Origin of the sequence: Pseudomonas sp. W15Feb9B (assembly GCF_000828175.1) — a bacterium.
Taxonomy (GTDB): Bacteria; Pseudomonadota; Gammaproteobacteria; order Pseudomonadales; family Pseudomonadaceae; genus Aquipseudomonas; species Aquipseudomonas parakoreensis.
On record NZ_JTKF01000031.1, the window covers coordinates 47,076 to 65,780 of the forward strand.

The 18,705-nt window shown below is 61.2% G+C and carries 17 protein-coding genes; 5 read left to right on the plus strand and 12 right to left on the minus strand.

The features are described from left to right. Positions 1 to 44: 44 nt before the first annotated feature. From OC71_RS16985 to OC71_RS16995, 3 genes are all read right to left on the minus strand, one after another. A complete protein-coding gene (locus tag OC71_RS16985; RefSeq protein WP_003213368.1) occupies positions 45 to 320 on the minus strand; it encodes an HU family DNA-binding protein in 276 nt (91 codons plus the stop codon). A gap of 190 nt (positions 321 to 510) precedes the next feature. Continuing rightward, complete coding sequence (locus OC71_RS16990) at positions 511 to 1,659, minus strand: NAD(P)/FAD-dependent oxidoreductase (RefSeq protein ID WP_041071618.1); 1,149 nt, start codon at positions 1,657 to 1,659, stop codon at positions 511 to 513. Between the two features lie 20 nt (positions 1,660 to 1,679). Further along, positions 1,680 to 1,847 carry a rubredoxin gene (locus tag OC71_RS16995; protein ID WP_041071620.1) on the minus strand — a complete coding sequence of 56 codons (168 nt, stop codon included), beginning with the start codon at positions 1,845 to 1,847 and terminating at the stop codon, positions 1,680 to 1,682. A gap of 200 nt (positions 1,848 to 2,047) precedes the next feature. Here OC71_RS16995 and OC71_RS17000 point away from each other — a divergent pair, with 200 nt between their 5' ends. Further along, positions 2,048 to 2,608, plus strand: a complete 561-nt coding sequence (locus OC71_RS17000) for a chorismate lyase (RefSeq protein WP_041071622.1) — start codon at positions 2,048 to 2,050, stop codon at positions 2,606 to 2,608. Further along, entirely contained in the window at positions 2,608 to 3,498 is an 891-nt protein-coding gene (gene ubiA, locus OC71_RS17005; protein ID WP_041071624.1) for a 4-hydroxybenzoate octaprenyltransferase, read from the plus strand. Before OC71_RS17000 ends, ubiA begins: the two co-directional genes overlap by 1 nt. Before the next feature lie 61 nt (positions 3,499 to 3,559). On the opposite strand, the gene OC71_RS17010 is transcribed toward ubiA, so the two are convergent. Continuing rightward, a complete protein-coding gene (locus tag OC71_RS17010) occupies positions 3,560 to 3,937 on the minus strand; it encodes a hypothetical protein (protein WP_041071626.1) in 378 nt (125 codons plus the stop codon). 151 nt (positions 3,938 to 4,088) lie between these two features. Here OC71_RS17010 and phoB point away from each other — a divergent pair, with 151 nt between their 5' ends. The 3 genes from phoB (at position 4,089) to OC71_RS17025 (ending at position 7,603) form a co-directional block, all read left to right on the plus strand. After that, positions 4,089 to 4,778, plus strand: a complete 690-nt coding sequence (gene phoB, locus OC71_RS17015) for a phosphate regulon transcriptional regulator PhoB (protein ID WP_003229608.1) — start codon at positions 4,089 to 4,091, stop codon at positions 4,776 to 4,778. A 74-nt stretch (positions 4,779 to 4,852) separates the two neighbouring features. After that, positions 4,853 to 6,139, plus strand: coding sequence for a phosphate regulon sensor histidine kinase PhoR (gene phoR, locus OC71_RS17020; protein WP_217436730.1), 1,287 nt, complete (start codon positions 4,853 to 4,855; stop codon positions 6,137 to 6,139). Between the two features lie 123 nt (positions 6,140 to 6,262). Further along, positions 6,263 to 7,603 (plus strand): hemolysin family protein, encoded by a 1,341-nt coding sequence (locus OC71_RS17025; protein WP_007962298.1) that lies wholly within the window; start codon positions 6,263 to 6,265, stop codon positions 7,601 to 7,603. A gap of 171 nt (positions 7,604 to 7,774) precedes the next feature. On the opposite strand, the gene OC71_RS17030 is transcribed toward OC71_RS17025, so the two are convergent. From OC71_RS17030 to OC71_RS17065, 8 genes are all read right to left on the minus strand, one after another. Continuing rightward, a complete protein-coding gene (locus tag OC71_RS17030) occupies positions 7,775 to 8,671 on the minus strand; it encodes a M23 family metallopeptidase (RefSeq protein WP_041071631.1) in 897 nt (298 codons plus the stop codon). A gap of 186 nt (positions 8,672 to 8,857) precedes the next feature. Next, on the minus strand, positions 8,858 to 9,811 hold the full coding sequence (locus OC71_RS17035; RefSeq protein ID WP_041071633.1) for a response regulator: 954 nt from the start codon (positions 9,809 to 9,811) through the stop codon (positions 8,858 to 8,860). Positions 9,812 to 9,989: 178 nt separating this feature from the next. Next, positions 9,990 to 10,751 carry a phosphate signaling complex protein PhoU gene (phoU, locus tag OC71_RS17040; RefSeq protein ID WP_007962290.1) on the minus strand — a complete coding sequence of 254 codons (762 nt, stop codon included), beginning with the start codon at positions 10,749 to 10,751 and terminating at the stop codon, positions 9,990 to 9,992. A 70-nt stretch (positions 10,752 to 10,821) separates the two neighbouring features. After that, positions 10,822 to 11,655 (minus strand): phosphate ABC transporter ATP-binding protein PstB, encoded by an 834-nt coding sequence (gene pstB / locus OC71_RS17045; RefSeq protein ID WP_007962289.1) that lies wholly within the window; start codon positions 11,653 to 11,655, stop codon positions 10,822 to 10,824. Positions 11,656 to 11,839: 184 nt separating this feature from the next. Next, positions 11,840 to 13,510 carry a phosphate ABC transporter permease PstA gene (pstA, locus tag OC71_RS17050; protein ID WP_041071636.1) on the minus strand — a complete coding sequence of 557 codons (1,671 nt, stop codon included), beginning with the start codon at positions 13,508 to 13,510 and terminating at the stop codon, positions 11,840 to 11,842. A gap of 15 nt (positions 13,511 to 13,525) precedes the next feature. Continuing rightward, on the minus strand, positions 13,526 to 15,559 hold the full coding sequence (locus OC71_RS17055) for an ABC transporter permease subunit (protein ID WP_177327919.1): 2,034 nt from the start codon (positions 15,557 to 15,559) through the stop codon (positions 13,526 to 13,528). Positions 15,560 to 16,013: 454 nt separating this feature from the next. After that, positions 16,014 to 17,015: a phosphate ABC transporter substrate-binding protein PstS gene (locus tag OC71_RS17060; protein WP_034152107.1), complete on the minus strand. Its 1,002-nt coding sequence runs from the start codon at positions 17,013 to 17,015 to the stop codon at positions 16,014 to 16,016. A 232-nt stretch (positions 17,016 to 17,247) separates the two neighbouring features. Further along, a complete protein-coding gene (locus tag OC71_RS17065; RefSeq protein WP_041071641.1) occupies positions 17,248 to 18,546 on the minus strand; it encodes an MFS transporter in 1,299 nt (432 codons plus the stop codon). Between the last annotated feature and the right edge of the window lie 159 nt (positions 18,547 to 18,705).

The window sequence follows — 18,705 nt, forward strand, 5'->3', positions numbered from 1 at the left end:
TTTTTATTGCAGTTCTCCCTGCTTGTCAGGGAGTTCGCCGCAACTTAAGGATTGACGCTGTCTTTCAACGACTTGCCTGGCTTGAATGCAACAGTGTTGCTGGCCTTGATTTTCACCGGTTCGCCGGTTTGCGGGTTCTTGCCGGTGCGGGCGCCGCGGTGGCGTTGCAGGAAGGTGCCGAAGCCCACCAGCGTGACGCTGTCCTTGCGGTGCAGAGCGCCGGTGATTTCTTCGAGGACGGCGTTGAGCACGCGGTTGGCCTGTTCTTTGGTCAGATCCGCTTTTTCAGCGATTGCAGCGGCGAGTTCTGGTTTACGCATTAGTGAAGCCCCTTTGACGGTTTTTTGTTGTTATGTCCGTGCTGTTCTCGTTGGAACAGCGCCCAAGGCGCCGCAGGCTCTACTCTGCGGCAGACGGGAGTGAGAATGGCACGCGGATACCGGCGGCGCCAGTCTCCCCGCGACCTTTGTAGGGGCAAAAGCGGGGTGATTCCGACAGAACGACCGGTATTTACGCCAGCAGGGGCGGAAGCTGTTTGTTCAGGGCGAGTTTTTCCATCACCGCCGCGCCGGTCAGCGCGTAACCGAGCAACTGACCCTCGGCACTGTGGCACAGGGCCTTGATGTCGGCGCCCTGCCCTTCGACGGTCCAGACACCTTCGCTGCCCCGAGGCGGTGGCGACACGACCAACGGGCATACCGGGGTTTTCACCGTGATCGGCATCGCGCCGTAGCTCACGGCTGTCGGATTGCCGGCCAGGGTTTGTGCCAGCGCACGCGCACAGCTCATGAGGGGCATCACGTACAACAGATTCAGCCCATCGACCTCGGCGCAGTCGCCCAGGGCGTAGATATTGGCGTGGGACGTTTTCAAATAACGGTCGACGACAACGCCGCGATTGACCTGCACCCCGGCAGCCGCCGCCAGATCGATGCGCGGACGCAGGCCGATAGCCGACACCACCACATCGCAGGCAATCACCTGGCCGTCGGACAGATGCGCTTCCAGCCCATCCGCGACTTTTTGCAGGCGGGTGAGCACCGGGCCAAGGTGAAAACGCGCGCCCAGGCTTTCCAGCCCGGCCTGCACGGCGGCCGCAGCGGCCGGGTGCAGCAGCATTGGCATCACTTGCTCGCACGGCGCCACCAGTTGCACCTCGTAGCCGCCGAGGATCAGGTCGTTGGCGAATTCGCAGCCGATCAGGCCCGCTCCCAGCAGCAACACGCGGCGCTTGCCAGCAGCGGCGGCACGAAAGCGTGCGTAGTCTTCGAGATCGTTGATCGGGAATACCCGTTCGGCGCCATCGCCTTCGATCGGCACCCGCACGGTTTCCGCGCCCCAGGCGAGGATCAGGTCGCGGTAGTACACCGCTTCTTCGCCGATCCACAGGCGCTTGTGGCCGGCGTCGATGCCGCTGATGCGCGTGTGGGTGCGCACTTCGGCCTTCAATTGCTCGGCCATGGCGCCGGGTTCGGCCATGCTCAGGCCATCGGCGTCCTTGTTCTTGCCGAAACCGGTGGAGAGCATCGGTTTGGAGTATGAGCGGCCATCATCTGCAGTAATCAGCAGCAGCGGGGTTTCGCTGTCGAGCTTGCGAAACTCCCGGGCCAGGTTGTAGCCCGCCAGGCCGGTGCCGATGATGACGACAGGTGCGCTCATGCCTTACTCCTTGTTGGTGCTTAGTTGATTTCGATCATTTCGAAGTCGAGTTTGCCGACGCCACAGTCCGGGCACAGCCAGTCTTCCGGCACGTCCTGCCACAGCGTGCCCGGCGCGATGCCGTCATCCGGCCAACCGTCAGCTTCGTTGTAGATCAGGCCGCAGACGATGCATTGCCACTTTTTCATTCAGGTACTTCCTCAGGATTCAGGCTTTGGTCGGCGCGGACGGTCGATGGTGGTTGCGCTGCCGTCCGGCTCAGGGCGTTTTGTACTGAGGGTGCCGGGCAGATGCAAGCCTGTTCGGCGCAACGGCGACCCGGATCCATCAAATTCGCAACACGCCATGTTAAGCTCGCCGCCTCATTTGCGGCCAATAATGACTCATTGTGCACCATTCAAATGCCTGCCCGGCCCCGCTCTGGCTGACTCAAAGCCGACTGACGCCCCTTCCCGATTCGTTGACCCTGAACTGGTTGTTCGACGAAGGCTCGCTGACCCGCCGCCTGACGCGGCTGTCGAATGACGGCTTCAGCGTCACACCGTTGTTCGAAGGCTGGGACACTCTGCGCAGTGACGAATGCGCGGCGCTGGATCTGGCCGAAGGCAGCGAAGGCTGGGTGCGCGAGGTGTATCTGCGCGGTCACGGCGAGGCCTGGGTGTTCGCCCGTAGCGTGGCGTCACGCGCCGCCCTGCAAGGCGACGGCTTGCACATGGACGAACTGGGCAGCCGCTCGCTGGGCGAACTGCTGTTTTGCGACCACGCCTTCCAGCGCCGCGCCATCGAGGTCTGCCACTACCCGCAGGACTGGCTGCCGTCAGAATGCCGCGCGCCGGAACTATGGGGCCGCCGCTCGCGCTTCGACCGTGGCGCCCTGAGCGTGCTGGTGGCGGAGATTTTCCTGCCGACGCTGTGGAGCACCGCCCGCGCCCATCCGGAGAACTGCTGATGTACCAGAGCCTGCTCAAGTCCCTGAACCGCTTGAATCCGCGCGCCTGGGATTTCATTCAGTTGACGCGCATGGACAAGCCGATCGGCATTTACCTGCTGCTGTGGCCGACGCTATGGGCGCTATGGATTGCCGGTAAGGGCTCGCCTTCGCTGGCCAATATCGTGATTTTTGTCCTCGGCGTGGTACTGACCCGCGCCGGGGGTTGCGTGATCAACGACTGGGCGGATCGCAAGGTTGATGGCCACGTCAAACGCACCGCGCAACGACCGCTGGCCAGCGGCAAGATCAGTTCGAAAGAGGCGCTGGTGTTCTTCGCGTTGCTGATGGGCGTGAGCTTCCTGCTGGTGCTGTGCACCAATGCGCCGACCATCTGGTTGTCGCTGGGCGGTCTGGCGCTGGCGTTCACCTACCCGTTCATGAAGCGGTACACCTATTACCCGCAAGTGGTGCTCGGCGCAGCGTTCTCATGGGGCATGCCGATGGCGTTCACCGCTGAAACCGGTGAACTGCCCGCCGCCGCGTGGCTGCTGTGGATCGCCAACCTGTTGTGGACGGTGGGTTACGACACCTATTACGCGATGACTGACCGTGATGACGACTTGAAGATCGGCGTGAAATCCACGGCGATTCTGTTTGGTGATGCGGATCGGGTAATCATCCTGACCCTGCAGACGCTGTCATTGGGCTGTCTGCTGCTGGCCGGGTCGAAGTTCGAGCTGGGGACGTGGTTCCATCTCGGCCTGCTGGTGGCCGCGGGCTGTTATGCGTGGGAGTTCTGGTACACCCGCGATCGCGACCGCATGCGTTGCTTCAAGGCGTTCTTGCACAACCATTGGGCCGGATTGGCGATTTTTGTCGGGATCGTGCTGGATTACGCGTTGCGCTGATCCACAAAAACCTGTGGAAGCGAGCCTGCTCGCTCCCACAGGAACGTAGTTGCTGCAGGAATCAGTGTTTAGGCATGTGCCACATGTCCTTGAACCCTTCCCCCTTCATGTCGCCCGGTTTTTCATCCATTTTGAAGGTGTAAAGCGGCTTGCCGTCATATGCCCACTGCATGGTGCCGTCATCACGCTTGATGGGGGTGAATTTGCCTTCAGCCTTGGCACCCGCCGGCGCCATCATCGGCGGCCAGTTCTTCGCGCAATCGCCGTTGCACATCGATTTACCGCCCGTGTCCTTGTCGAAGGTGTACACGGTCATGCCTTTGTGATCGGTCATCATGCCGTCTTTCATCATGACCGGGTCAGCGGCGAACGCCATCGACGGTAATGCAACGGCAGCAGCCATTAGCAGGGCTTTGAAAGAAGCAGTCATTTGAGTCATGGAAACCTTCTTTTGTGGTTGTCAGGATTCGGACTTAGAGCTTAGCCCAGGATCACGCCAACCGCCGGGCGACTAAAATACTGTCACACGACTGCAATAATTCCGTTATCTAATGCGGCGCAAGACAGTTAAATGACAAGAGGATTAAGGCATGGTTGGCAGGAGCATTCTGATCGTCGACGACGAAGCGCCCATTCGCGAAATGATCGCCGTTGCGTTGGAAATGGCCGGCTATGACTGCCTCGAGGCGGAGAACTCGCAGCAGGCACACGCCATCATCGTTGACCGCAAACCGGACCTGATCCTGCTCGACTGGATGCTGCCCGGCACCTCCGGCATCGAACTGGCCCGCCGCCTCAAGCGTGACGAGCTGACCGGGGACATCCCGATCATCATGCTCACCGCCAAGGGCGAAGAGGACAACAAGATCCAGGGGCTTGAAGTCGGCGCCGACGACTACATCACCAAGCCGTTTTCCCCACGCGAACTGGTCGCCCGCCTCAAGGCTGTGCTGCGCCGCGCCGGCCCGACCGATGGCGAAGCGCCGATCGAAGTTGGTGGCCTGTTGCTCGACCCGATCAGCCACCGTGTGACCATCGACGGCCGTCCGGCCGAGATGGGCCCGACCGAATACCGTCTGCTGCAATTCTTCATGACCCACCAGGAACGCGCCTACACGCGCGGGCAGTTGCTGGATCAGGTCTGGGGCGGCAACGTCTATGTTGAAGAGCGCACCGTCGACGTGCACATCCGGCGCCTGCGCAAAGCCCTCGGCGATGCCTACGAAAATCTGGTACAAACCGTGCGCGGCACCGGCTACCGGTTTTCCACCAAGGCCTGATCCGACCGCCAGACTCGCTGACAAGGACCGTATTTTCCGTGAATCAAAACTGGCATGGCACCCTGATTCGCCACATGCTGTTGCTGGTCACCGCCTGCCTGGTGATCGGCTTGATCAGCGGCTATTACGGCTGGAGCCTCGCTGCAGGCCTGGGCCTGTATCTGGCCTGGACGCTCAAGCAACTGCTGCGCCTGCACGAATGGCTGCGTCTGCACCAACCCGATGAAGCACCGCCCGATGGCTATGGCCTGTGGGGCGAGGTGTTCGACAGCATCTACCACCTGCAACGCCGCGACCAACGGGTACGCGGACGCCTGCAAGCGGTGATCGACCGGGTACAGGAGTCCACCGCCGCGCTCAAAGATGCAGTGATCATGCTCGACAGCGACGGCAACCTGGAATGGTGGAACCGCGCCGCCGAAACCCTGCTCGGCCTCAAGACCCCGCAAGACAGCGGCCAACCGGTGACCAACCTGGTGCGCCATCCGCGCTTCAAGGAATACTTCGAGCAGGACAGCTACGCCGAACCGCTGGAGATCCCTTCGCCGACCAATGATCGTGTGCGCATCCAGCTGTACCTCACGCGTTACGGCAACAACGAGCATCTGATGCTGGTGCGCGATGTCACGCGCATCCATCAACTGGAACAGATGCGCAAAGACTTCATCGCCAACGTCTCCCACGAACTGCGCACGCCGCTGACGGTGATCTGCGGCTACCTGGAAACCCTGCTCGACAATGTCGAGGAAGTGAATCCGCGCTGGAGCCGCGCCCTGCAGCAGATGCAGCAACAGGGCGGACGCATGCAGACGCTGCTCAACGACCTGCTGTTGCTGGCGAAGCTGGAAGCCACCGATTACCCGTCGGACAATCAGCCGGTGCAGATCGATACGCTGCTGCAATCGATCAAGAGCGACGCCCAGCAGTTGTCCGGGCAGAAAAACCAGAAAATCACCCTCGAAGCCGATGGCAAGATCCTGCTCAAGGGCAGCGAGGCGGAACTGCGCAGCGCCTTCTCCAACCTGGTGTTCAACGCTGTGAAGTACACCCCGGCCGAGGGCAACATCCGCATTCGCTGGTGGGGCGACGAGCAAGGCGCGCACCTGAGCGTGCAGGACTCCGGAATCGGCATCGACAGCAAGCACCTGCCGCGCCTGACCGAACGCTTCTACCGTGTCGACTCCAGTCGCAACTCCAACACCGGCGGCACCGGGCTGGGCCTGGCAATCGTCAAACACGTGTTGCTGCGCCACCGCGCACGGATGGAGATCAGCAGCGTGCCTGGTCATGGCAGCACGTTCACCTGCCACTTCGCCCCGGCCCAGGTGGCCCAGGCACGGGCCATCAGCGCCGCCGAGTGATACCGGCCAGCACGCGCCACTAGGCAATCGCCAAGTCAGCCGCTACATTGGCTGACTTGCGTCTGCCTTTCAGGCGCGATTTTTTCTCTCTTACGAATCACACGGAACCTGCAAAACTCCATCATGGACCCTTCCCCTGGCTTGTCCCTCGCTACGATTTTCGCCGATTTCGGCATGATTCTTTTCGCTCTGATCCTGGTGTTGCTCAACGGCTTCTTCGTTGCGGCGGAATTTGCCATGGTCAAACTGCGCTCGACCCGGGTCGAGGCCATCGCCGACAAGAACGGCTGGCGCGGGCACATCCTGCGCACCGTTCACAGTCAACTGGATGCGTACCTCTCGGCCTGTCAGCTCGGTATCACCCTCGCCTCCCTCGGCCTGGGCTGGGTCGGTGAACCGGCGTTCGCGCACCTGCTCGAGCCGCTGCTGAGCGCGGTCGGCGTGCAGTCGCCGGAAGTGGTCAAAGGCATTTCGTTCTTTACCGCGTTCTTCATCATTTCCTACCTGCACATCGTGGTCGGTGAGCTGGCGCCCAAGTCATGGGCGATCCGCAAACCCGAGCTGCTGTCGCTGTGGACGGCAGTGCCGCTGTACCTGTTCTACTGGGCGATGTACCCGGCGATCTACCTGCTCAACGCCAGCGCCAACGCGATTCTGCGCATCGCCGGCCAGGGCGAACCCGGCCCGCATCACGAGCATCATTACAGCCGCGAAGAACTGAAACTGATCCTGCACTCCAGCCGTGGTCAGGACCCGAGCGACCAAGGCATGCGCGTGCTGGCCTCGGCAGTGGAGATGGGCGAACTGGAGGTGGTCGACTGGGCCAACTCCCGCGAAGACCTGATCACCCTCGAATTCAACGCGCCGCTGAAAGAAATCCTCGCGATGTTCCGTCGCCACAAGTTCAGCCGTTACCCGGTGTACGACAGCGAGCGCCAGGAGTTCGTCGGCCTGCTGCACATCAAGGACCTGCTGCTGGAACTGGCGGCGCTGGACCACATTCCCGAGTCGTTCAACCTGGCCGAGCTGACCCGCCCGCTGGAGCGCGTGTCGCGGCACATGCCGCTGTCGCAGCTGCTGGAGCAGTTCCGCAAGGGCGGCTCGCACTTCGCCGTGGTCGAAGAGGCCGACGGCAACATCATCGGCTACCTGACCATGGAAGACGTGCTGGAAGTGCTGGTCGGCGACATCCAGGACGAACACCGCAAGGCCGAGCGCGGGATCCTCGCGTATCAGCCGGGCAAGCTGCTGGTACGCGGCGACACGCCGCTGTTCAAAGTTGAACGCCTGCTCGGTATCGACCTGGATCACATCGAAGCGGAAACCCTCGCCGGGCTGGTCTACGAGACCCTCAAGCGCGTCCCGGAAGAGGAAGAGGTGCTGGAAGTCGAAGGCCTGCGGATCATCATCAAGAAGATGAAAGGGCCGAAGATTGTGCTGGCCAAGGTGTTGATGCTGGATTGATCGCGATTGCAGGACAGCTTTTGTGGCGAGGGAGCTTGCTCCCGCTCGGCTGCACAGCAGCCGCAAAGCCGCGTGCAAGGTGTATCTGATCGAACGCGGTTTCAGGGTTTTGGGGCCGCTTCGCAGCCCAGCGGGAGCAAGCTCCCTCGCCACAGTTGAGCTCCACTGCCTTTATTGTTTGCCCAACGCAAAGTTGGGCAACGCCCCCAGCGGCTGGTTGAACTGATACGGAATCGACACCAGCCCCTGCCCGGTATTGCGCTGCACCACAAAGTGCAGGTGCGGGCCACTGCTGTTGCCGGTATTGCCGGACAGCGCCAGCGGGCTGCCGACCGTCACCCGCTGCCCCTCGCGTACGCTCACCGAACCTTGCTTGAGATGCAGGTACACACCCATCGTGCCGTCGTCATGCAGCACCCGGACGAAATTGCCGGACGCATCATTGCCGCGCCCGCTCTGCGAGTTTTCGGTTTTCACCACCACCCCGGCCCGTGCGGCAATGATCGGCGTGCCGACCGGCATGGCGATGTCCATCGCATACCGGTTCTTCGGCCCGTAGTGACTGTACTGACCGTTGGCGCCCTGACTCAGACGGAACGGCCCGCCCCGCCACGGCAAAGGATAGCGATAGCTCTGCGCGGCGCCTGCAGGGTCACCCAGCGAATACTGAAATTGCGGTGAATACACCAGCGGCTGACCCTGGGTAATCGCTGTGAGCAGCGCCAACCGGGTATTACTGCGCGCAGGCAGCACTCGGCGGATGGTCTGGGCCGGCACGCCACGCACGTTGCTCATCCCGGTAAACGCCAGCGCAATCTCGACCGGTGCATACAGATCGTTGCGCACGAACACCACGTCGGCGCCCTTCTGCTTCTTGATGTCGAGGTACACCTGGCGCTCCAGATGTTCGACCATGCGGTCCTGAAACACGAACACCTGCGAGCCTTTGCTCGGTCGGTCGCTGTACGAGACGACACCGTTGGCATCGGTGGATTTGTAGATGGTCATGGCCACAGTCGAGGTGGAGGCCAGGAAAAGACCACAGAGAAACAGCAGGCGCGCGAGCATGGGCAGGAATCTGTCGAAGGAAGGCCTGGAAAAGAGCCTAGCAGCTGAGACAGACCAGGCTAGTCGACAGATGTTTCAAGTTGCCCAGCGCACAAAGCAAAAGATCGCAGCCCGCGGCAGCTCCTACAGGGAAATGCATTCCAATGTAGGAGCTGCCGCAGGCTGCGATCTTTTCACAGACGCCGCTTACGCGCCCGGAACGAAGTGCTTCTGCGCCGTACCGCGGGCGATCAGGCGGGAGATGTAGTCGAGCTTCTGCGCATCCTGGTCGACGAAACGGAACGTCAGTTGCAGCCAGTCGCTGTCGGCTTTCTGTTCGTGGGCTACGATAGCGTGCAGGTAGCCGTTGAGGCGGGCGATTTCGGCGTTGTCGCCCTGCTCCAGATCGAGCACGGCGCTGTCGAGAATCTGCGGCAGGGCATCGGTGCGTTTCACCACCAACAGCGCTTCCTTGATGCTCAGGGCCTTGATCACGCATTGCTGGGTGCCGCCGGGCAGGCGCAGTTGGCCTTGGCCACGACCGCCGGCCGGCGCTTTGGAGGCGGCCGGAGCCTGGACTGGCGGGCTGTTGAGCAAGCCGCGGGACGGCGCCGCAGCAGGTGCCGCCGCAGCGGCTGGCTTGGCGAACGGATTGGCCGCCGCAGCGGCCGGCGCAGCACCGACCACCGCAGGCTTGCCACCGGTCAACGCGCTCAGGGAATCGTTGCCAAACGCCGAATTCATCTTGGTCGGCGCGCTGTTCATCAGGGTGTCGAGCTTGCCGACCTTGTTCAGCGCCTGCTTGACCTTGGTCAGCAGTTGCTCGTTGGTGAACGGCTTGCTGACGTAGCCGGAAACGCCGGCCTGAATCGCCTGCACTACGTTCTCTTTATCACCACGGCTGGTGACCATGATGAATGGCATGGTCTTGAGATTGTCCTGCACGCGGCACCAGGTCAGCAGTTCAAGACCGGACATTTCCGGCATTTCCCAGTCGCACAGCACCAGGTCGAATGCTTCCTTGGCCAACATGGCCTGAGCCTTTTTGCCGTTGATGGCATCCTCGGTGCGGATCCCCGGGAAGTAATTACGCAGGCACTTTTTCACCAGGTCGCGAATGAACGAAGCATCGTCCACGACCAACACACTGATCTTGCTCATCCAACACCCCTATAAAAATCCCGGCAAGCATACCGCTTTGCTGATGGCACATTGCCAACAATCTTCAGTCACGCCGGGACTTTTCGTTCGCGGGTGCTGCTTTTCAATTCGATTTTCTGTTCAAGCGCCATAAACAAAAACGCCCGGCCAAAGGGCCGGGCGCTTTTCTCAGGCAATCTTACTTATCGTCAGCATCGCCCGGAACATTAGCGGTTTCGCCGCTTGTGCCTTGAACTTCTTCTTTCATGCGTTTGAGGCCCAGGTGGCGCACATCGGTGCCGCGTACCAGGTAGATCACCAACTCCGAGATGTTGCGCGCGTGGTCGCCGATACGCTCCAGCGAACGCAGCACCCAGATGATGCTCAGAACCCGCGAGATAGAGCGCGGGTCTTCCATCATGTAGGTCGCCAGCTCGCGCAGGGCGGTCTTGTATTCGCGGTCGATGACCTTGTCGTATTGCGCCACCGACAGCGCCAGATCGGCGTCGAAGCGGGCAAAGGCGTCCAGCGCATCGCGCACCATGTTGCGCACCTGGTCGCCGATATGACGCACTTCGACATAACCGCGCGGCGCTTCGCCTTCTTCGCACAGCTGGATGGCGCGGCGGGCGATCTTGGTCGCTTCGTCGCCAATGCGCTCCAGATCGATCACCGACTTGGAGATGCTGATGATCAGCCGCAGGTCGGACGCCGCCGGCTGACGACGGGCGAGAATGCGCAGGCATTCTTCGTCGATGTTGCGTTCCATCTGATTGATCTGGTCGTCGATCTCGCGCACCTGCTGGGCCAGACCGGAATCGGCCTCGATCAGCGCGGTGACCGCGTCGTTGACCTGCTTCTCGACCAGCCCGCCCATGGCCAGGAGGTGGCTGCGCACTTCCTCAAGCTCGGCGTTGAACTGCGCGGAGATGTGGTGGGTAAGGCCTTCTTTACTAATCATGTTGGCGTCCTTGGAGCGTCCGGTAAGGTGCGGTGGGCCGCAGCGTCAATTCTGTGAATAACCGCAACTGTCAGCCATAACGACCGGTGATGTAGTCTTCGGTCTGTTTCTTCGCCGGATTGGTGAACAGGGTATCGGTGTCGCCGAATTCCACCAGTTTGCCCATGTACATGAACGCCGTGTAGTCGGAAACCCGCGCGGCCTGCTGCATGTTGTGGGTCACGATGACGATGGTGAACTTTGACTTCAGCTCGTAGATCAGCTCTTCGACTTTCAGGGTCGAGATCGGGTCGAGGGCCGAGCACGGCTCGTCGAGCAGCAACACTTCCGGTTCAACGGCGATGGTGCGCGCGATCACCAGACGCTGCTGCTGACCACCGGACAGGCCGAGTGCCGAGTCGTGCAGACGGTCTTTGACCTCATCCCACAGTGCAGCGCCTTTCAACGCCCACTCGACCGCTTCGTCGAGGATGCGCTTCTTGTTGATGCCCTGGATACGCAGGCCGTAGACCACGTTTTCGTAAATGGTCTTGGGGAACGGGTTGGGCTTCTGGAACACCATGCCGACGCGGCGACGCAGCTCGGCAACGTCTTCACCCTTGCGGTAGATGTTGTTGCCGTACAGGTTGATCGCACCTTCGACACGGCAACCGTCAACCAGGTCGTTCATACGATTGAAGGTGCGCAGCAGCGTGGACTTGCCGCAGCCGGACGGGCCGATAAACGCGGTCACGCGCTGTTTCGGGATGTTCATGCTGACGTCGAACAGCGCCTGCTTCTCACCGTAGAACAGGCTCAGGCCCGGGACTTCGATGGCCACCGTTTCCTGCTCGAGGCTCAGGCTCTGCTTGTCGCGACCCAGGGCCGACATGTTGATGCCGTGGGTATGTGTTTCGTGCTGCATGGGAGGCTCCCTGTGCTAACAAATTCGGTTCGTTGTACCGCCGGACAACGCCAGCGGGTTACTCAAATTCTGTGTCTGTCGCGATTCCTGTGGGAGCTGGCTTGCCAGCGATGGCATCACCGCGGTGTTACTGGCAGACCGAGTCGTCTGCATCGCTGGCAAGCCAGCTCCCACAGGGTTTGTGTTAACTATCCAGTGCTTTGTATTTTTCGCGCAGGTGGTTACGAATCCACACCGCCGACAGGTTCAACGTGGCGATCACCAGCACCAGCAGCAACGCCGTGGCGTACACCAGCGGCCGTGCCGCTTCGACGTTCGGGCTCTGGAAGCCGACGTCATAGATGTGGAAGCCCAGGTGCATGATCTTCTGGTCCAGGTGCAGGTACGGGTAGTTGCCATCCACCGGCAGCGACGGTGCCAGTTTCACTACACCCACCAGCATCAGCGGCGCCACTTCACCGGCGGCGCGAGCCACGGCGAGGATCATGCCGGTCATCATGGCCGGGCTGGCCATTGGCAGGACGATCTTCCACAGCGTCTCGGCCTTGGTCGCGCCCAGTGCCAGCGAGCCTTCACGGACGGTGCGCGGGATACGCGCCAGACCTTCCTCGGTCGCCACGATCACCACCGGCACCGCCAGCAGCGCCAGGGTCAACGAAGCCCAGAGCAGACCCGGTGTGCCGAACGTCGGCGCCGGCAGCGCTTCAGGGAAGAACAGACGGTCGACCGAACCACCCAGCACGTAGACGAAGAAGCCCAGACCGAACACGCCGTAGACGATCGCCGGCACACCGGCGAGATTGTTCACCGCGATGCGGATCACTCGGGTCAGGGTGTTCTGCTTGGCGTATTCACGCAGGTACACCGCCGCCAGCACGCCGAACGGGGTGACGATCATCGCCATGATCAGGGTCATCATCACGGTGCCGAAGATCGCCGGGAAGATCCCGCCTTCGGTGTTCGCTTCACGCGGGTCATCCGAGAGGAACTCCCAGACCTTGCCAAAGTAGAAACCGATCTTGGTCATCGTGCCCATGGCGTTCGGCTGGTAAGCGTGAACCACTTTGCCCAGGCTGATTTCGATCTCTTTGCCGTTGGCATCGCGGGCGGTCAACGCGTCGCGGTTGAACTGCGCATGCAGATCGCTCAGGCGTGCTTCGACGTCCTGATAACGCGCGTTCAGCTCGGCACGCTCGGCGTCCATGTCCGCTTGCGCGGTGGCGTCGAGCTTGCCGTCCAGTTCCAGCTTGCGCCCGTGCAGACGGATGCGTTCCAGCCCTGCGTTGATCGCACCGATGTCAGTCTTTTCCAGCGATTTGAGTTGGGCCGCCAGGCCGTTCACCCGGTTGATCCGCGCTTGTAGCTCAGGCCACGCCGCTTCACCTTCGGCGATCACCTTGCCGTCCTGTTTGACGTTGACCAGGTAGCCGTAGAAGTTGCCCCACTCGCGACGCTCGATCGCCATCAGTTCCGGCGGCGTGGTCTGCTTGGTCAGCCACTCGCCGACCACCCAGGTGAAATCGTTGCCGTTCAGGTCGCGGTTGCCGACCTTGATCAGCTCGCGGGTCATGAATTCCGGGCCCTGATCAGGCACCGGCAGGCCGGCGCTTTTCAGGCGTGCGCGCGGTACTTCTTCTTTCTGTACCACTTCGCCGATGACCAGGTGATTGGCCTGGCCCGGTACGTCGTAGCTGGCGTGGATCAGGTCCGCCGGCCAGAAGTGACCCAGACCGCGCACGGCAATCACCGCCAGCAGGCCAATGGTCATGATGACCGCGATGGACACCGCGCCACCGCTGATCCAGACGCCCGGGGCGCCGCTCTTGAACCATCCATTCAGGGAGTTCTGTTTCACAGACTTCTACCTTTCTTAAAGCGACGAGTATTTCTTGCGCAGACGCTGACGAATCAGTTCTGCCAGGGTGTTCATGACGAAGGTGAACAACAGCAGCACCAGCGCCGAGAGGAACAGCACGCGGTAGTGACTGCCGCCGACTTCCGACTCAGGCATTTCCACCGCGACGTTGGCGGCCAGGGTGCGCAGGCCTTCGAACAGGTTCATTTCCATGACCGGAGTGTTACCGGTGGCCATCAACACGATCATGGTTTCGCCGACCGCACGGCCCATGCCGATCATCAGCGCCGAGAAGATCCCCGGGCTGGCGGTGAGGATCACCACGCGGGTCATGGTCTGCCACGGCGTGGCACCAAGCGCCAGGGAACCGAGGGTCAGGCCACGCGGCACGCTGAACACGGCATCTTCGGCAATCGAGTAGATGTTCGGGATCACCGCAAAACCCATCGCCAGACCCACCACCAGAGCGTTGCGCTGGTCGTAGGTGATGCCCAGGTCGTGGGAGATCCACATGCGCATGTCACCGCCGAAGAACAAGTTCTCCATGTACGGGCTCATGTACAGCGACAACCAACCGACAAACAGGATCACCGGAATCAGCAGCGCACTTTCCCAGCCATCCGGGACTTTCAGGCGGATCGACTCAGGCAGGCGACTGAAGGTGAAGCCGGCGACCAGAATGCCGATCGGCAACAGCATCAGCAGGCTGAAGATGCCCGGCAGATGCCCTTCCACATACGGGGCGAGGAACAGACCGGCGAAGAACCCGAGGATCACCGTCGGCATCGCTTCCATCAACTCGATCACCGGCTTGACCTTGCGGCGCATGCCCGGGGCCATGAAGTACGCGGTGTAGATCGCAGCAGCAACCGCCAGCGGTGCCGCCAGCAGCATCGCGTAGAACGCGGCTTTCAGGGTGCCGAAGGTCAGTGGCGAGAGGCTCAGTTTCGGTTCGAAATCGGTGTTGGCCGCCGTCGATTGCCAGACGTATTTAGGCTCGTCGTAGTTCTCGTACCAGACCTTGCTCCACAACGCGCTCCACGACACTTCCGGGTGCGGGTTGTCGAGTAGCAGCGGTTGCAGCTTGCCGCCGGCCTCGACGATCACCCGGTTGGCGCGCGGCGACAGGCCGAACAGGCCCTGACCTTCGGCCACCGGCTCGACCAGCAACGTGCGGTGCGCGGTGCTGTGGAACACGCCGAGCTTGCCGCTGGCATCGAGGGCAACGAAGCCCTTGCGACGCTCTTCGGCGGTGATTTCAACGATCGGCATGGTGCCCATCTGGAAGGTACGGATCTGCTTCAGGCGCAGTTCGCCATCGGTATCACGGGCCATGAACCACTGGGCCAGGCCACCCTTGGAGTCACCGATGATCAGCGAGATGCCACCCACCAGTTGCGTGCTCGCAGTGACTTCGGCGTCAGCGTTTTCCAGCAGTTTGTAGCGACCGTTGAGGCTCTTGTCGCGCAGGCTGAACACGTCGGCCTGTGCGCGCCCGTTGACCACGTACAGCCATTGCTGGCGCGGGTCGACGAAGATGTTTTTCACCGGCTCGGTCATCTGCGGCAGTTCGATACGCTTCTGCTCGTTGGTGACTTCGCCGGTCATCATGTTTTCTTCGCTGGTCAGCGCCAGCACATTAAGTTGCGCACCGGTCGAGCCGACCAGCATCAGCGTCGAATCGGTGGCGTTGAGGCTGACGTGCTCCAGCGCACCGCCGCTCTCGTTCACTGCGATCGGGGCTTCGCCGTACGGGTATTCGATGGCCGGGGTGATGGTTTTCTTGCCATCGGGATAGCTGACTTTATAGGTGTGACGGAACACCAGCGCCTGGCCGTTGGACAGGCCCACCGCTACCAGCGGATGACCTGGCTGATCTTCGCCAATGGAAGTGACGGTCGCGCCAGCAGGAACCGGCAGATCGACGCGCTTCAATTCAGCGCCACTGTCGATGTCGAAGAACAGCGCCTGGCCTTTGTCGGAAACGCGCATTGCCACCTGATTCTGCTCTTCGAGCGAAATCATCAGCGGCTTGCCGGCGTCCTGCATCCAGGCTGGGGTAATGGCATCTTTCGCGGTCAGGCTGGCACCCTGGAACAACGGGGCAACGACGTAGGCGAGGAAGAAGAAGATCAGCGTGATGGCTGCCAGCACCGCCAGACCGCCAACGAGGACGTACCAGCGGGTGAAGCGATCCTTGAGCGCGCGAATGCGGCGCTTGCGTTGCAACTCAGGCGTGTTGAAGTCAATGCGCTTGGGAGGGTTCGTAGTCATTTTGGAATTGGCCAGATCATTCATGCGCACACCCTAGCGATCCTGTATGACAGAAAGATGACAATGCAGTGACGCAGCAAATCCGCCGCCAGCGGGGCACTGGCAGTGGATAAAAGAATTCGGGGAGTGTGGGGCGAACTTGCTCGCGAAAGTGCCGGTTCTGAAGGCCGCTTCGCGAGCAGGCTCGCTCCCACATGAGTCAGGCGGGGTTTACCCCTGACTCAGTTTGTTACTTTTTTGCGACTTCAGCGCCGCCTTCCTGCAGACCCAGGTCAGCCAGTGCTTTTGCAGCAACCTTGGCTGGCAGTGGGATGTAGCCGTCTTTCACCACCACTTCCTGGCCCTGTTTGGACAGAACCAGTTTCACGAACTCGGCTTCCAGCGGGGCCAGAGGCTTGTTCGGGGCCTTGTTCACGTAAACGTAGAGGAAGCGCGACAGTGGGTACTTGCCGTTCAGGGCGTTTTCTTCGGTGTCTTCGATGAAGTCAGTGCTGCCTTTCTTCGACAGAGCAACAGTCTTCACGCTGGCAGTCTTGTAGCCGATGCCCGAGTAGCCGATGCCGTTCAGCGAGGAGCTGATCGACTGCACAACCGACGCCGAACCTGGTTGTTCGTTGACGTTAGGCTTGTAGTCGCCTTTGCACAGGGCTTCTTCCTTGAAGTAGCCGTAAGTGCCGGATACCGAGTTACGACCGAACAGTTGCACTGGCTTGTTGGCCAGGTCGCCGGTCACGCCCAGGTCGCCCCAGGTTTTCACGTCGGCTTTGGCGCCGCACAGACGGGTAGACGAGAAGATCGCGTCAACCTGTTCCATGGTCAGGTGCTGGATCGGGTTGTCCTTGTGCACGAACACCGCCAGGGCGTCCACGGCCACCGGAATAGCAGTTGGCTTGTAGCCGTATTTCTGTTCGAAGGCCGCCAGTTCGGTGTCCTTCATCTTGCGGCTCATCGGGCCCAGGTTGGAGGTGCCTTCGGTCAGCGCAGGTGGCGCGGTGGCGGAGCCAGCAGCCTGAATCTGGATGTTTACGTTCGGGTATTCTTTCTTGTAGTTCTCAGCCCACAGGGTCATGAGGTTGGCCAGGGTATCGGAACCGACGCTGGACAGGTTGCCCGACACACCAGTGGTCTTGGTGTAGCTCGGGATAGCAGGGTCAACAGCGGCGAACGCGTTGGCAGTCGCAACGCCAGCAGCGACAAAAGTCATTGCCGCCATCAAACGCTTCAGTTTCATGCCTTACTCCTAGCAGATAGGGTGTGTTAAGTCGGGGCCAAGTATCAGCAGGCCGTGTGAACACTCTATGGCTGAAATATGACAATTGGATGAAAGGCCAGCATGGGAGTTTTTAATGGATGATTCGAGTCGCCCCCTTCGCGAGCAGGCTCGCTCCCACAGTTGAAATGCATTCCAATGTGGGAGCGAGCCTGCTCGCGAAGGGGCCGGTACTGCTGGAGGAAATTACGGATCAGCGACCCTTGTTCCAGAGCCACGCGCCAACAAGAATCCCCATCGCGCACAGCACCGCCACATAGTAGGCCGGGCCCATCGCACTCTCTTTAAGCAGCAGGCTGACCACCATCGGCGTCAGGCCACCGAAGATCGCGTACGCCACGTTGTACGAGAACGACAGCCCGCTGAAGCGCACCACCGGCGGGAACGCCTTGACCATCACGTAGGGCACCGCACCGATAGTGCCGACCAGCAGACCGGTCAGCGCATACAGTGGGAACAGCCAGTTCGGGTGGTCGGCGAGGCTGTGGTAGAAAGTCCAGGAGCTGATCAGCAGGCCCAGGCTACCGAAGACAAACACCCGGCCGGCGCCGAAACGGTCCGCCAGGGCACCGGAGATGATGCAGCCGACGCTGAGGAACACGATCGCCAGACTGTTCGATTGCAGCGCCACCGTTGGCGAGAAGTGATAGACCGTCTGCAGCACGGTCGGGGTCATCAGAATCACCACGACGATCCCGGCGGACAGCAGCCAGGTCAGCAGCATCGAGATCGCAATCGCCCCGCGATGGTCACGCAGCACCGCACGCAGCGGTACTTCTTCGGCCAGCGCCTTGCGCAGTTGCAATTCGGCGAACACCGGGGTTTCGTGCAGCCAGCGGCGCAGGTACACCGAGAACAGGCCGAACACGCCGCCGAGCAGGAATGGAATCCGCCAGGCGTAGTCGGACACCTCCACTGGCGTGTAGATGCTGTTGATTGCCGTGGCGACCAGCGAGCCGAGCAAGATGCCGGCGGTCAAACCGCTGGTCAGTGTCCCGCAGGCGTAGCCGATGTGCCTTTGCGGCACGTGTTCGGAAACGAAGACCCACGCCCCCGGCACTTCCCCGCCAATCGCCGCGCCTTGGATCACTCGCATCAGCAGCAACAGAATCGGCGCCCACAGGCCGATCTGTGCGTAGGTCGGCAGCAGACCCATGATCAGGGTCGGCACGGCCATCATGAAAATGCTCAGGGTGAACATTTTCTTGCGCCCCAGCAGGTCGCCGAAGTGCGCCATGACGATGCCGCCCAGCGGCCGCGCGAGGTAACCGGCGGCGAAAATGCCGAAGGTCTGCATCAGGCGCAGCCACTCGGGCATGTCGGCCGGGAAGAACAGCTTGCCGACCACGGTGGCGAAGAACACGAAGATGATGAAATCGTAAAACTCCAGCGCACCGCCCAAGGCCGATAGCGACAGAGTCTTGTAATCATTGCGGGTCAGGGGGCGTGCAGGTTGCTCGGGCTGCGCGAGGCTCGAAGGCGCTGTGGTCATGGCAAGGGCTTCTCTTATAGGCGGATCTACCGCCACAACAACGCTGGCTGTGGCTTGGGCAGGTTCGGCACCATAGCAAATTGTTCGAAAAAGCACATAGAGGCGCGTATTTGACGGTCAAAATCAGAACCCGATGGTCGTCGTGGAGTCTACCGACCG